16 protein-coding genes are annotated in these 13,187 nt (G+C 66.5%); 12 read left to right on the forward strand and 4 right to left on the reverse strand.

What is annotated here, in order from left to right:
* Positions 1 to 56 precede the first annotated feature (56 nt).
* The 10 genes from HNP55_RS03770 to HNP55_RS03815 all read left to right on the forward strand — a co-directional run bounded on the left by HNP55_RS03770 (position 57) and on the right by HNP55_RS03815 (position 6,614).
* Entirely contained in the window at positions 57 to 809 is a 753-nt protein-coding gene (locus tag HNP55_RS03770; protein ID WP_184296275.1) for a HesA/MoeB/ThiF family protein, read from the forward strand.
* A 72-nt stretch (positions 810 to 881) separates the two neighbouring features.
* A complete protein-coding gene (locus tag HNP55_RS03775) occupies positions 882 to 1,772 on the forward strand; it encodes a TIGR00730 family Rossman fold protein (protein WP_184296277.1) in 891 nt (296 codons plus the stop codon).
* Positions 1,773 to 1,880: 108 nt separating this feature from the next.
* Positions 1,881 to 2,801, forward strand: coding sequence for an arginase (rocF, locus tag HNP55_RS03780; RefSeq protein ID WP_184296279.1), 921 nt, complete (start codon positions 1,881 to 1,883; stop codon positions 2,799 to 2,801).
* A gap of 179 nt (positions 2,802 to 2,980) precedes the next feature.
* A complete protein-coding gene (locus HNP55_RS03785; RefSeq protein WP_184296281.1) occupies positions 2,981 to 3,721 on the forward strand; it encodes a hypothetical protein in 741 nt (246 codons plus the stop codon).
* A 2-nt stretch (positions 3,722 to 3,723) separates the two neighbouring features.
* A complete protein-coding gene (locus tag HNP55_RS03790; protein WP_184296283.1) occupies positions 3,724 to 4,014 on the forward strand; it encodes a DUF6916 family protein in 291 nt (96 codons plus the stop codon).
* Between the two features lie 41 nt (positions 4,015 to 4,055).
* Positions 4,056 to 4,568 carry a phage tail protein gene (locus HNP55_RS03795; protein ID WP_184296285.1) on the forward strand — a complete coding sequence of 171 codons (513 nt, stop codon included), beginning with the start codon at positions 4,056 to 4,058 and terminating at the stop codon, positions 4,566 to 4,568.
* Positions 4,569 to 4,630: 62 nt separating this feature from the next.
* Positions 4,631 to 5,149 carry a phage tail protein gene (locus tag HNP55_RS03800; protein ID WP_184296287.1) on the forward strand — a complete coding sequence of 173 codons (519 nt, stop codon included), beginning with the start codon at positions 4,631 to 4,633 and terminating at the stop codon, positions 5,147 to 5,149.
* A 10-nt stretch (positions 5,150 to 5,159) separates the two neighbouring features.
* Positions 5,160 to 5,678: a phage tail protein gene (locus tag HNP55_RS03805; RefSeq protein ID WP_184296289.1), complete on the forward strand. Its 519-nt coding sequence runs from the start codon at positions 5,160 to 5,162 to the stop codon at positions 5,676 to 5,678.
* Positions 5,679 to 5,683: 5 nt separating this feature from the next.
* Positions 5,684 to 6,199, forward strand: a complete 516-nt coding sequence (locus tag HNP55_RS03810; RefSeq protein WP_184296291.1) for a GNAT family N-acetyltransferase — start codon at positions 5,684 to 5,686, stop codon at positions 6,197 to 6,199.
* Complete coding sequence (locus tag HNP55_RS03815; RefSeq protein ID WP_184296293.1) at positions 6,186 to 6,614, forward strand: hypothetical protein; 429 nt, start codon at positions 6,186 to 6,188, stop codon at positions 6,612 to 6,614. The genes HNP55_RS03810 and HNP55_RS03815 overlap by 14 nt, the downstream gene beginning before the upstream one ends.
* 16 nt (positions 6,615 to 6,630) lie before the next feature.
* Here HNP55_RS03815 and HNP55_RS03820 read toward each other — a convergent pair whose 3' ends face one another.
* On the reverse strand, positions 6,631 to 7,467 hold the full coding sequence (locus HNP55_RS03820) for a DUF429 domain-containing protein (protein ID WP_184296295.1): 837 nt from the start codon (positions 7,465 to 7,467) through the stop codon (positions 6,631 to 6,633).
* 43 nt (positions 7,468 to 7,510) lie between these two features.
* On the opposite strand from HNP55_RS03820, the gene HNP55_RS03825 reads away from it, so the two are divergent.
* A complete protein-coding gene (locus tag HNP55_RS03825; RefSeq protein WP_184296297.1) occupies positions 7,511 to 9,052 on the forward strand; it encodes a S10 family peptidase in 1,542 nt (513 codons plus the stop codon).
* On the forward strand, positions 9,049 to 10,110 hold the full coding sequence (locus tag HNP55_RS03830) for an asparaginase (protein WP_184296299.1): 1,062 nt from the start codon (positions 9,049 to 9,051) through the stop codon (positions 10,108 to 10,110). The genes HNP55_RS03825 and HNP55_RS03830 overlap by 4 nt, the downstream gene beginning before the upstream one ends.
* Positions 10,111 to 10,118: 8 nt before the next feature.
* Here the strand turns inward: HNP55_RS03830 and HNP55_RS03835 are convergent, their stop codons facing one another.
* The 3 genes from HNP55_RS03835 to HNP55_RS24595 form a co-directional block, all read right to left on the reverse strand.
* Positions 10,119 to 10,454, reverse strand: coding sequence for a protease inhibitor I42 family protein (locus HNP55_RS03835; RefSeq protein WP_184296301.1), 336 nt, complete (start codon positions 10,452 to 10,454; stop codon positions 10,119 to 10,121).
* A 100-nt stretch (positions 10,455 to 10,554) separates the two neighbouring features.
* Positions 10,555 to 11,367: a C1 family peptidase gene (locus HNP55_RS03840; RefSeq protein ID WP_184296303.1), complete on the reverse strand. Its 813-nt coding sequence runs from the start codon at positions 11,365 to 11,367 to the stop codon at positions 10,555 to 10,557.
* A 207-nt stretch (positions 11,368 to 11,574) separates the two neighbouring features.
* The gene (locus HNP55_RS24595; protein WP_281385216.1) at positions 11,575 to 13,131 is read right to left on the reverse strand and encodes a methyl-accepting chemotaxis protein; all 1,557 of its coding nucleotides are present in this window, start codon (positions 13,129 to 13,131) and stop codon (positions 11,575 to 11,577) included.
* Positions 13,132 to 13,187 lie beyond the last annotated feature (56 nt).

The raw sequence follows: 13,187 nt of genomic DNA on the forward strand, positions 1-13,187 counted from the left end.
CCCGCCGGATCCGTCCTGGCGGGCTTTGTTTTTTTCTCCTCTTTCCCGCCGCGACCATGAATGACGAGCAACTGCTGCGCTACTCGCGCCACATCCTGCTGGACGAGATCGGCGTCGAAGGCCAGCAAACCCTGCTGCAATCGCAGGCCCTGATCATCGGCGCCGGCGGCCTGGGCTCGCCGGTGGCCCTCTACCTGGCCAGCGCCGGCCTGGGCACATTGACCCTGGTCGACCACGACACGGTGGACCTGACCAATCTGCAGCGCCAGATCGTCCACAGCACGGCCCGCATCGGCCAGCCCAAGGTGGCGTCGGCCGCCCAGGGCCTGGCCGCCATCAATGCCGAGGTGCGGGTCGAGGCCATCCAGCAGCGCGCCGACGCCGCCCTGCTGAACGAGCGCGTGGCCCTGGCCGATGTGGTGCTGGACTGCTGCGACAACTTCGCCACCCGCCAGGCCATCAACCGCGCCTGCGTTCAGCATGGCAAGCCCCTTGTCTCGGGGGCGGCCATAGGCTTTGACGGCCAGATCAGCGTCTTCGACACGCGCCGGCCTGGCGCCCCCTGCTACGCCTGCCTGTTCCCGCCGGACAGCCCGGTCGAGGAAGTGCGCTGCGCCACCATGGGCGTGTTCGCGCCCCTGGTCGGCATCATCGGCAGCGTGCAGGCGGCGGAAGCTTTGAAGTGTCTGCTGAATCTGGGCGTCAGCCTGAGCGGCCGCCTGCAGATGCTGGACGCCCGCCGCATGGAATGGAGCGAGATCCGCGCCCAGGCCGACCCGCACTGCCCCGTCTGCGCCCGAAAAGACTGAAGGGCGGATTGAGGGGCAAACTACCCACTTGTCTGTTCTCAATATGGCCCGCCGGGCTGCGACACTTGCCCCATGAACAAACGCAAAGACCTGACCGCGCGCAACTTCCCCAGCGCCAAGGACGAGGCCCGGGCCCTCCAGCCCCGGCCCGATTACGACGGCCCCAGCAGCGCCTACAAGCTCGCCTTCGGCGACAGCGAGTTCCTGCTGCGCGATGAGTTGCGGCCGGTGCGCATGCAGCTGGAACTGCTCAAACCCGAGTTGATCCAGACGGAGCAAGGCATCAAGTCCACCATCGTGATGTTCGGCAGCGCCCGCATCAAGCCGCGTGAGGACGCGCTCAAGACCCTGGCCACCGCCCAGGCCAAGGGCGATGCCGCCGAGATCAAGCGCGCCGAGGCTCAGCTGGCCATGAGCCATTTCTACGAGGAGGCGCGGCGTTTTGCGGCCATCGTCACCCGCGCCTCGGCCGAGCGCGCCGACCCCATCTACATCGTCACCGGCGGCGGCCCCGGCATCATGGAGGCCGGCAACCGCGGCGCCTACGAGGTGGGCGGCAAGAGCATAGGCCTGAACATCGTGCTGCCCCACGAGCAGCACCCCAACCCCTATATCACGCCCGAGCTGTGCTTCCGCTTCCACTATTTTGCGATGCGCAAGATGCACTTCCTGATGCGCTCGGTGGCCCTGGTCTGCTTCCCCGGCGGCTTCGGCACGCTGGACGAGTTGTTCGAGACCATGACCCTGATCCAGACCGGCAAATGCCGGCGCCGCCCCATCCTGATGTTCGGGCGCGAGTTCTGGACCCGGCTGATCGACTTCGATCTGCTGATCGAGACCGGCATGATCAGCGCCGGCGACGAGCAACTCTTCCACTTCGTCGAGACCGCCGAAGAAGCCTGGGCCCTGCTGGAATCGACCTACGATCTGCACGCCATGCCGGCCTCGGGCGACGGCGTTTGAACAGCGCCCCGGCGCGGGGCGATAGACTGCTGGTTTGACGAAACTCGATACACAGGGAGGGGCCCGCACAAGCGGCCCGCTCCCGCAGCAGCAGCAAGGACTCACGACATGACCACCCTCAGATCCGTTTCCCTGATCGGCGCGCCCACCGACATCGGCGCCGGCGCACGCGGCGCCAGCATGGGCCCCGAAGCCCTGCGCGTGGCCGACCTCGCCGCCACCCTGCAAAGCCATGGCGTTGACGTCGTGGACCGCGGCAATCTGAGCGGCCCCGCCAACCCCTGGCTGCCGCCGGTGAATGGCTACCGCCATCTGAACGAGGTGACGGCCTGGAACCAGTCGGTGCACGACGCCGTCTACGCCGAGCTCAAGCTGGGCCGCATGCCCATCCTGCTGGGCGGCGACCACTGCCTGGGCCTGGGCTCCATCAGCGCCGTGGCCCGCCACTGCCGCGACACCGGCAAAAAGCTGCGCGTGCTGTGGCTGGATGCCCATGCCGACTTCAACACCAGCGAGCTGACCCCCAGCGGCAATATCCACGGCATGCCGGTATCCTGCCTGTGCGGCTTTGGCCCGCAACAGCTGATCGAGATCGGCGGCCATGTGCCCGCCATCAGCCCCAAATGGGTGCGCCAGATCGGCATCCGCAGCGTAGACGCGGGCGAGAAGCGTTTTGTGCACGAGCAGGAGCTGGAAGTCTTTGACATGCGCTATATCGACGAGATGGGCATGCGCCACACCATGGAGTTAGCCCTGGCCACGCTGGACGCCAACACCCATCTGCATGTCAGCTTCGACGTCGACTTCCTCGACCCCGACATCGCCCCCGGCGTGGGCACCACCGTGCCCGGCGGCCCGACCTACCGCGAAGCCCAGCTTTGCATGGAGATGATTGCCGACACCGGCTTCATGGCCTCGCTGGATGTGATGGAACTCAACCCCGCCCTGGACCTGCAGAACAAGACGGCCAAGGTGGCGGTGGATTTGATCGAGTCTCTTTTCGGTAAGTCCACGCTGATGCGGAAGTAAGCTGTCCTCAGCGTTACAGGCCATGAGATCTGGGGACCTGAGCGTCCCCTTCTTTTTGACTCCGTCCACAAAATTGCGAGGACGAGGGGATGACAGCGTCCCCCGTGAGGGCTACATTGCATCGCGAACTCGTGCACAAAGTCACGCGTTCACAAACTGCGTTGCCAAGGAGCTGATGTATGAAGCCTTCCTCCCCTCGCAGCCGGCGCGCCGGCCTCCCCCGCCTCGGATGGGCCTGGGTTTTGAGTACCGCGCTGATCGGCCTTGGCGCCAGCACCACGGCCCAGGCGGCATTTGACGGGCCGGTCACCATCAGCCTGCTGTCACCGGGCGGCTTGGTTGGCGACCCCGGCAACACCATCAACACCTTTGACCAGGTCAGCGGTGCCGACGGCCTCAAACTCGCGCCCGGCGACGGCAGCAATATCGGCGGCTGGATGCTGAGCCTGGAGCAGATCAGCTTTCAGAACCAGAGCATCCAGATCCGCATCGGCGTCGGCGCCGTACTCAATGAGGGCCTGCCCAATGAGCAATGGGTAACGGGTTATCTGGGTAACAGCAGCGGCCACGCCCGCTACCAGTTCAACAACCTCAGCCTCACCGGCAAGACCATCGTCGGCCTCAGCGTCAGCGACAAAGACGGTTTCCTGAGCACCGGCTTCAGCGGCCTGCAAAGCCCCGGCACACCCAGCAGCTATGTACATCTGCTGAGCGGCAACTCCTTCAGCGTGGACCTCGACAGCCTGGTGTTCAAGAACCGCGGCACCGGCCAAAGCGGGGCCTATGCCGATATCAGCGTCAATCTCATCACACAAGCCGTTCCCGAGCCGGCCAGCGCGTTCTTGCTGCTCGGCGGCGGCCTGCTGCTGGCCGCCGGCCTGGGCAAGCGCCTAAACACAAACACCCACGCCTTGGACTGAGCATGGAACTGAGCCAGTTCCAGGCCAGGCTGGGCCAAAGCTATGAGTTGCCCGATATGGCCGTGCCCCTCAAGCTGAGCTTGCAAGAAGCCCAGGCCTTGCCGGCGGCGGCCAGCCCAGGCCAGGCCTTTTCCCTGCTCTTCGCTGGGCCCGCCAGCCCGGCGCTTGAGCAAGGCCTCTACCGCCTGCGCAGCGCCCCCGGAGGCGCGGCCGAGGCCGAGCTGCTGGAGCTCTTTCTGGTGCCCATCGCCGCCGACGCGCAGAGCCGGCATTACGAAGCCATCTTCAACTAAGCCATTATTCCGCCGGGCCTTATCTAGAGATTGGAGACATCATGTCTGAACCGTTTCTTGGCCAGATCAGCATCATCAGCTTCAACTACCCACCCAGGGGCTGGGCGTTTTGCAATGGGCAGCTGCTGCCCATCAACCAGAACCAGGCCCTGTTCTCCATCCTCGGCACCACCTACGGCGGCGACGGGCGCAGCACTTTTGCGCTACCGGACCTGCGCGGCCGCGTCCCGCGTTACAGCAGCAATACCTGGCCCTTGGGCAGCCGCGCCGGCGAAGAAGCCCACAGCCTGAGCAACCAGGAAATGCCGCAGCATCAACACGCCCTGCAGGCCAGCAGCGATCTCGCCAATGCCAGCGTACCGGGCCTGGCCGTGCCGGCCGCCAAGGCCCGCGGCGGGCGCGATATCTATGCCCCGCCCGCGAGTTCGGTCGGGCCGCTCAATCCGGCCGCCGTGACGACCGCGGGCGGCGGCCAGGCGCATACCAATATGCAGCCCTATCTGACGCTCAACTTCGTCATCGCCCTGCAAGGCATCTTCCCCTCGCGCAACTGAGTGTGCACGACTGCAGGGCTCAGCGAACCCATCGCGCCCCAGGCGCACAGCAAAGGAGCACCATGGCCAATCCCTTTGTCGGTGAAATCCGCATCTTCGGTGGCAACTTCGCCCCCGCGGGCTGGATGTTCTGCGATGGCCGCTACCTGCCCATCGCGGAATACGAAGTGCTCTTCAACCTGATAGGCACGAGCTACGGCGGCGACGGCCAGCAGACCTTTGCCCTGCCCGATCTGCGCGGCCGCCTGCCCATGCACCAAGGCCAGGGCCCGGGCACCGGCTCGCACACCCTGGGTGAGATGGGGGGCGTGGAAGACGTCAGCCTGCAGCTCTCGCAACTCCCCGCGCACAGCCACCAGCTGTCCGCAAGCAGCACGGGGGCCGTGGCCACGGCCGGCCCGGCCGGCGTGCTGGCCGCATCGAGCAGCGCCCAGTACTACGGCAGCGGCCAGCTCGCGAGCGATATGGCCGCCGGCGCCATCACGGCCCAAGGCGGCAGCCAGCCCCACAGCAATATGGCCCCTTTCCAAACGCTGAGTTTCATCATCTCGCTGTTTGGCATCTACCCTTCGCAGGCTTGAGGAGCACAGCATGGCCGATCCTTTTGTCGCCGAGATCCGCATCTTTGCGGGCAATTTTCCGCCCCGGGGCTGGGCCACATGCGACGGGCAGTTGCTGCCCATCGCCCAGAACACTGCCCTGTTCTCCCTGCTGGGCACCAATTTTGGCGGCGATGGCCGCAGCACCTTCGGCCTGCCCAATCTGGCGGGCCGCTCGCCCATGTTCTGGGGCAATGGGCCGGGGCTGAGCGAGCGCGTGCTGGGTGAAACCGGCGGCAGCGAAACCGTCACCCTGCTGGCCAGCCAAATGCCCAACCACCGCCACGGCCTGAAGGCCGCGCTCTCCCCCAGCACCGGCACACCCAGCGCCAGCGTCGCCTTGTCCCCCAGCAATGGCGGCAATATCTACCGCGCCTCGGGCACGGCCCAGCTGATGGCGGCGCAGACCCTGGCTGCCGCGGGCGGCGGCCAGCCACACAATAATCTGCAGCCGTTTCTGACGCTGACCTTCATCATCGCCCTGGTCGGCGTCTTCCCCCCACGCGGCTGAGCAGCATGCATCTGCGCCCCGCGACCCCGGCCGACCAAGCCTTTTTGAAGGCCGTCTACGCCAGCACGCGTGCGGAGGAACTCGCCCTGCTCAGCCACTGGGGTGAAGACGCCTTGCAGGCCTTTGTCGAGCTGCAGCAGCAGGCGCAGAACAGCTTCTACCGCCAACAATATCCGCAGGCCGAACTCAGCATCATCGTCTGCGACGGCCAGGCCGTGGGCCGCTTATGGCTGGCTCGCCTGGCCAGCGAATTGCGCCTGCTGGACCTCAGCCTGCTGCCGACCTGGCGGGGCCGGGGCCTGGGCGGGCAATGCCTGCGCCATCTGCAGGCGCAGGCCAGCCGGCTGGGCCAGGGCTTGAGCCTGCATGTCGAGATCAACAACCGCGCGCAGAGGCTTTACCAAGCCCTGGGCTTTGAAGTCCAAGGCCAGCAAGGCCTGCATCTGCAGATGATGTGGCGCCCCGCCGCCACGCCCGATCCCAAAGTTTGCGAAAGGCAAGCCCATCATGAACAAGCGTGAATTTGTCTTGAGCGGCTGCGCCGGCCTGCTGGGCGGCGGCCTGCCGATGGCGGCTCTCGCCGAATGCCGGAGCCAAGCCCTGCCGCAACTGACGGAGGCAGAAGGCCCGAGTGGCTGGCAGGCCTTTGTGGGCCAAAGCTTTGAGGTCCAGGGGCAGCCCGAGCTGAGCTTGCTGCTGCTCGCCGTCGAGGGCGCCGCCTGCGCCCAGGCCCAAGCCGGCTTGCAGCAGTTCCACCTGAGCTTTGCCCTGCAAGGGCCGCCAGCGGCGCTGGCCCAAGCCAAGGCCAGCAGCGGGCAGACCCTGCATCTGCGGCACCGCGCCAGTGCGCAGGAAACCGCACTATTCCTGCAGGCCGCCACACCCTCGCCGGACGGCGGCGCCAGGCTGCAAGCCAGCTTCAGCCTCTTGGGCTGAGGGCCGAGGGCCACGCTCAGGCGCTGACGATCCAGCCTTCCAGCGGATCGAGATCGGCCGGCAGGCCATAGCCCGGCTGGGTCTGCGCCCAGCCCGCCTGCATCAGGCATAACACCGCGTCCAGACGGTCGCCGCTGGCGTCATCCGCCAAGGCCTCGCGCTGGGCATGGCTGAGCTTGAGCCGCAGGCCCAGGCGGCTGCGGCCCTGCTCCAGGGCCTCCAGCAAGTCCTTGCGGGCGATCAGGCGCTCGGGCGTCTGCTTGGCCTTGTCATCACTTTTATAGCTGCGCCGGCCCAGGATCTCACGCGCCAACAGCCCCGGATAAGCCTCCAGCGCCACCCGCTGCGGATCGCCTTCGTGCAGACCTGCCAGCGTCACGCCCGCCGCGCGCAGCAGGGGCACACCGGCATGCAGCATGAAGGCCACCGGCGGGTTGACCCATTTCATGCTGGGTGAGGCGCCAGCCGGGCCGTCACAAGTGCGGTGAGCGAACTTGGCCCCCACCGGCCGCGCGGCGCAAAAGGCCGTGAAGGTGGCGCGGATCTGCTCACGGCTCAGGCCGCAGAAATGGTCCATCAGCGCCGACCAAGGCTGCGGCCAAGCGAGCTGCTCGACCAGCTCGCGCGGCAGGCCAAAAGGCAGATCAAAGCCACCCAGCCAGGGGCCGGGCTGGCGCAGAAATTCGGCCAGCTCGGCCAGGGTGTCAAAGCTTTGCAGCCGCTCCAGGCGCAAGACCTGACCCTGGCGCTGGCCACTGGCCAGCACCACCGGCTTGCGCTTGCTCGGTGCGCTGCTGAAATCAAGCCCTAGCAAGCGCAGGGCCGGCCGGGCGGAGGAAGAGATAGAGTGCATCCACCGCACTGTATCGACAGCCAGCAGCCAGGAGACTTGAGCGATGAATGAGACCCCGAGCCCGGACACGGGCAAGCAAGACATCAAGAACAGCGGCAGCCCCATGCTGGAGCAAAGCGTCACGACCGAGCACAAGCTGCAGATCGGCAAGAGCACCCTGCACTACCAGGCCACTTGCGGCACCGTCCTGCTGCGCGAGCCCGATTCCAGCGAACCCGAGGGCCGAGGCCAGTTCAAGGGCGACAAGGCCCGCGCCAGCGTCTTCTTCATCGCCTACACGCTGAAGGGCAAGAGCGCCCAGGCGGCCGGCCAGCGCCCCATTACCTTCAGCTTCAACGGCGGGCCGGGCAGCTCCAGCGTCTGGCTGCATCTGGGCCTGCTGGGGCCGCAACGCGTGCCCACCGACGAGATGGGTCAATGCGGCGCCCCGCCCTATGGCCTGGTGGACAACGAGCACACGCTGCTGACGGAGTCCGATCTGGTCTTCATCGACCCGGTGGGCACCGGCCACTCGCGCGTGGCCGAGGGCGAGAAGATCGCCGAGTTCCACGACTACCAGCGCGATCTGGACTCGGTGGGCGAGTTCATCCGACTCTATCTGAGCCGCCACGGCCGCTGGGCCAGCCCCAAATACCTGATCGGCGAGAGCTATGGCACGACCCGCGCCGCCGGCCTGTCCCGCCATCTGCAGGACAAGCACAATCTCCACATCAACGGCCTGATGCTGGTCTCGCTGGCGGTCGACTTCCAGACCCTCAGCTTCGACCATGGCAATGAGCTGCCCTACCCGCTCTTCCTGCCCAGCTATGCCGCCACCGCCTGGTATCACCAGGCCCTGGCCCCGGCCCTGCAAAAAAAATCGCTGCAGACCGTGGTGGCCGAGGCCGAGGCCTTTGCCAATAGCGACTATCTGCTGGCCCTGCACCAGGGCAGCCGGCTCGGCGCCGAGCAGCGCCAGCACATCGCCGAGCGCCTGGCCTATTTCAGCGGGCTCTCGGTCGCCTATCTGCTGCGCTGCGATCTGCGCCCCAACGAGTTCCGCTTCTTCAAGGAATTGCTGCGCGAACGCGGCCAGACCGTGGGCCGGCTGGACAGCCGCTTCCTGGGCCTGGACCGCGACGACGCGGGCGAGCAGGCCGAGGAAGACGCCGGCATGAACAATCTGGTCGGCGCCTACGCCGTGGGCATCAACCGCCTGCTGTTCGAGACCCTGCAATTCAAGAGCGACTCACCCTACAAAGTCATCGCGCCGCTGTGGCAGAGCTGGAGCTGGAAGGGCTTCGAGAACAAATACCTCAATGTCGGCGACAGCCTGCGCCGCGCCCTGCACGCCAGCCCGGCCATGCGGGTCTATGTGGCCAGCGGTTATTACGACCTGGCCACGCCCCATGCGGCGGGCGACTACACCCTCAGCCATCTGGGCCTGCGCCAGCCCTTGCAAGCCCAGGTCCAGGTCAGCTATTTCGAGGCCGGCCACATGATGTATATCCACCAGCCCTCGCTGGTCCGCATGGCCGACGAATTGCGCCAATTTGTGCGTGCGGAACCACCCAAACCAAAGAAATCAAAAGGAAGCCTCGCGTGAGCACAAGCAGCAATCCCGTCCTGGTCGAGGTCTTGCGCGGCGACACCGTGGAGTCGCGCCACAGCGGCGCCCTGGCCCTGGTGGATGCCGACGGCCACGTGGTCTGCACCCTCGGCGATGTGGAGCGGCCCATCTTCCCCCGCTCCGCCGTCAAGGTCTTGCAAGCCCTGCCCCTGGTGGCCAGCGGCGCGGCCGAACGCTTTGCCCTGACGGATGCCGAGCTGTCCATCGCCTGCGCCTCGCACAGCGGTGAGCCCGCCCATGTGGCCACGGCCCAGGCCATGCTGAACAAGCTGGGCCTGGACGAAAGCGCGCTGGAATGCGGCACCCAGTGGCCGGGCCGCGAGCCCGTGCTGCGCGGCATGTTGAGCCGCGGCGAGCAGGCCTCGGCCCTGCACAACAACTGCTCGGGCAAGCACGCGGGCTTTGTCTGCGTGGCCTGCCAGATGGCGCTGGCCCAGGGTCGCGAGCCGGCCGAATTTGCAAGCGGCTATGTGGCGCCCGAGCACCCGCTGATGCGCGAGATCACGGCCGCCCTGAGCGCCGCCAGCGGCCGCGATCTGGAGCGGGCACCGCGCGGCACCGATGGCTGCTCCATCCCCACTTTTGCCCTGCCTCTGCGCGATCTGGCCCTGGCCTTTGCCCGCGTGGGCACGGGCCAGGGTCTGAGCCCGGCTCATGCGCAAGCGGCCTTGCGCCTGCGCCAGGCCGTGGCGGCCGAGCCTTTTTACGTGGCCGGCACCGAGCGCTTCGACACCGTGCTGATGCAGGCCCTGGGCGAGCGCCTGTTCTGCAAGGTGGGGGCCGAGGGCGTCTACTGCGCGGCCTTGCCCGAGCTGGGCCTGGGCCTAGCCTTGAAGATCGACGACGGCCAGGTACGCGGCGCCGAATGCGCCATGGCCACGGCCGCCCAAGCCTTGTTGAAAGACCTCAGCCCCGCCGCGGCCGCCTTGCTGGCCCGCTACAGCGATCTGCCCCTGCACAACTGGCGCGGCATCCAGGTGGGCGCGGTGCGCGCCAGTGCCGAGCTGCGCCGGGGTTTGCTGGGGGTGGTTTGAGTTCTACCTCAGGGCTGCACCAGCACCTGCAGGCGAAAGCGCGCCAAAGGAGCAAGGGCATGCTCCCAGGAGCGTGAGTGCTTCAACACCAACTCGGTGCTGCCGGCTTTGCGGGCCCTGAAGACGAAACAGACTTCGCCAGCGGCGCCGGCACCCGCCGCCGGATAGGCGGATTCGAGCGCCCACGGCTCGATCAACGCCGCGTCGTAGTGCTCTACAGTCCAGCGATAGCCGGTGCTGGCGTTTTCGGGCAGGCGGATGCTGAGCCTATCGCCCGGACGAACCTCCAGCTCTCGGCCCTGGTCGGCCTCACTCAGCATCAGCGTTGCTGGCGTCTGCTTCATGCCCAAGGCCTCGCAAGCCGGTGCTGGGCCCGCCAGCGGCAATAGACATGCCAGCAAGAGCGGGCCAAGCAAGCTTGCCATCGTGTGCTGCAACGGCCGCTCAAAGCGTCACGCCATAGCTCTCGTTGAAGAAGGCCGCGGCGATATAGGCCTCGCTGGCATAGGCAAAACCCTTGTCGCCCCAGCCGGTGCCCCAGCTATTGCGGATGATGATGCGACCGTCATTGCGATAACCCACGGCCGTGACGGCATGGCCGCCGCGCACCGTGGCGGGCTGGAAGGTATCCAGCAAGCCCTGGGTGGCGGTGGCATGGTCCCAGGTGGCATCGACGCTCAGCCCCAGCATGATGGGGCCGTGGTTGAACAACCAGCTGCGCCAGTTCGCCGTGTTCTTCAGCAGATTGAAATAGGCGGCAATCTTGCGTGTCGCCGCCGTGGCGTAGAAGGTCGCTTCGCTGCCCGAATACATGCTGCTGGCGATGTGGAAAGGCAGCAGGGTCTCGGGTACGGCACCGAACTTGCGCAAGATGTCCATGGCCGCCTTGAGGCTGGTGCCCGCGCCTTCGATAAAGGTCTCGGGCCGGGTGGTGAAGCTATCGGTTTCCTTGGAGGCCATCCAGGTGTAGCGCGGCGACAGGCGGGCGCTGCTGGCCAGCCGGTCGGATTTGACGAAGTGGTAACGGGCCACCCCATCGGTCGAGGCCCAGCCCACGCAGGAACCAGTGGCTTCCTGGTCACCGATATTCCACCAAGGTGCGCGCAAGTCCACGCTGGCCGGCAGGGCGGCCTTGGAAGCGGTGATGGCGCCTGCGGCCAGGGCCTGCTCCATGCCCCAGTCTTTTTCGGTGCCGCGCGAGGGCAGCAGATTGCAAACGCGCTGAGATTCAGGGCGTGTAGTCGGTACGGAAGACATGATGATCAACTCCCATTGCAGCCAGGCGAAGCTGCGGCAACATCGCCGCAGCTTCCCGGTCCGGCCCGAACTGCAGGCCAGCTACCGGGTTATCGCCACAGCATCTTGCGCGCGGCCGGGCAGGCCGGCATCCTCAGGGCATGGGAGCCGTTTTGAACTCGGCCCAGCGGCGGCCGATCGGCTCGGGCGGGGCGGCTGGGCTGGCCCTCAAGCCAGCTTGAACACCGCCACCGACTGCGCCAGCGCACTGGCCTGCTCCTGCAGGCTTTGCGCCGCGGCGGCGGACTGCTCCACCAGGGCCGCATTCTGCTGCGTCATCTCGTCCAGATTGGCGATGGCCTGGCCGATCTGGTTGATGCCCGTGCTTTGCTCATTCGAGGCCAGGCTGATCTCCGAGACGATATGGCTGACCCGGCCGATGGAGGCCACGATCTCCTGCATGGTGTCACCCGCACGCTCCACCAGCTGGGCACCGCTTTCCACGCTCTCGCTGCTGGCGGTGATCAAGGACTTGATCTCCTTGGCCGCCTCGGCCGAGCGCTGCGCCAGATTGCGCACCTCGGCCGCCACCACCGCGAAGCCACGGCCCTGCTCACCCGCACGGGCCGCCTCGACGGCGGCATTCAAGGCGAGGATATTGGTCTGGAATGCGATGCCGTCGATGACGGCGGTAATGTCGCTGATCTTGCGCGAAGACTCGCTGATGCGGCCCATGGTGTTCACCACATCGCCCACCACCTCGCCCCCACGCCGGGCCACCAGGGCGGCGTCCTGGGCCAGCTGATTCGCCTGCCGCGAGGATTCCGCGTTATGCCCGACGCTGGCGGTCAGCTGCTCCATTGCCGAGGAGGTTTCCTCCAGATTCGAGGCCGCCTGCTCGGTGCGCTGGCTCAGGTCATGGCTGCCCATGGCCACCTCGCGTGAGGCGGTGGCGATGCTGTCGGTGGCACCGCGCACGCCGCTGACGACGGCGCTGAGCGAGTCCTGCATGGCTTGCACGCCGCGCATCATGACGGCGGTTTCATCCCGCCCGCTGGTGGGCACGGCCTGACGCAGATCGTGCTCGGCGATCCGCAGCGTGGCGTCGGCCGCTTCCTGCAACGGCCGCAGGATGGAGCGGATATTGAGCGCGGTGAAGATGCCGATCAGCAGCACACAGCCGATCAGCACAAAGACAAAGGCCAGCTGGATCAAACGGTCCTGCTCGCGAATAGCGGCCAGGGTGTTCTCGGAATTCTTGTCGATCTTGAGCGTCATCTCGGCCAGTATCCTGTCCACGGCACGGACCGGCGCCTTCACCGGCTCCATCGCGCCATTGGCGCTGCGCGTGTCGGCAAACTCATGCCGGGAAGCGCGCTCCGCCACGGCCAGAAAGCCCCGCCGGTACTCGCCCAGCGACTCGGTCAGATCGGCTGGATAACGCTTGAGATCAGCGGGCAGGTCCAGCTTGGCGATGACGCCCAGCCCGGCCACCGTCTTGTCATAGGTGGCGATCCATTCCGCATGGTATTTTTCGGTCGCCTTGCCGTCGCCGAGATTGATCAGCAAGTCTTTCTCATAGCGGCGCAGATTGCCCGCGCCGGCCCGGATATCGGCCAGCCGGGTCAGCGCCTCGACCTCGTTAGCCACATAGTGGGCAAAGGCCTCACGGGACTGCCGCTGGCTCAGCAAGCCGTAGACCCCGATCACCAGCATGGCGGTGATTGCCAGGGCCGCCAGGGCATAAAGCCTGGCTCGAATGGTGTAGTTGCGAAGCGAAAACATCTGACTTCTCCTCACTGCACGATGAGCCTGGGCAAAGGCTAGCAGGAAGGTTCAGG

Origin of the sequence: Roseateles oligotrophus, assembly GCF_014204525.1 — a bacterium.
GTDB classification, from domain to species: Bacteria; Pseudomonadota; Gammaproteobacteria; order Burkholderiales; family Burkholderiaceae_C; genus Paucibacter_A; species Paucibacter_A oligotrophus_A.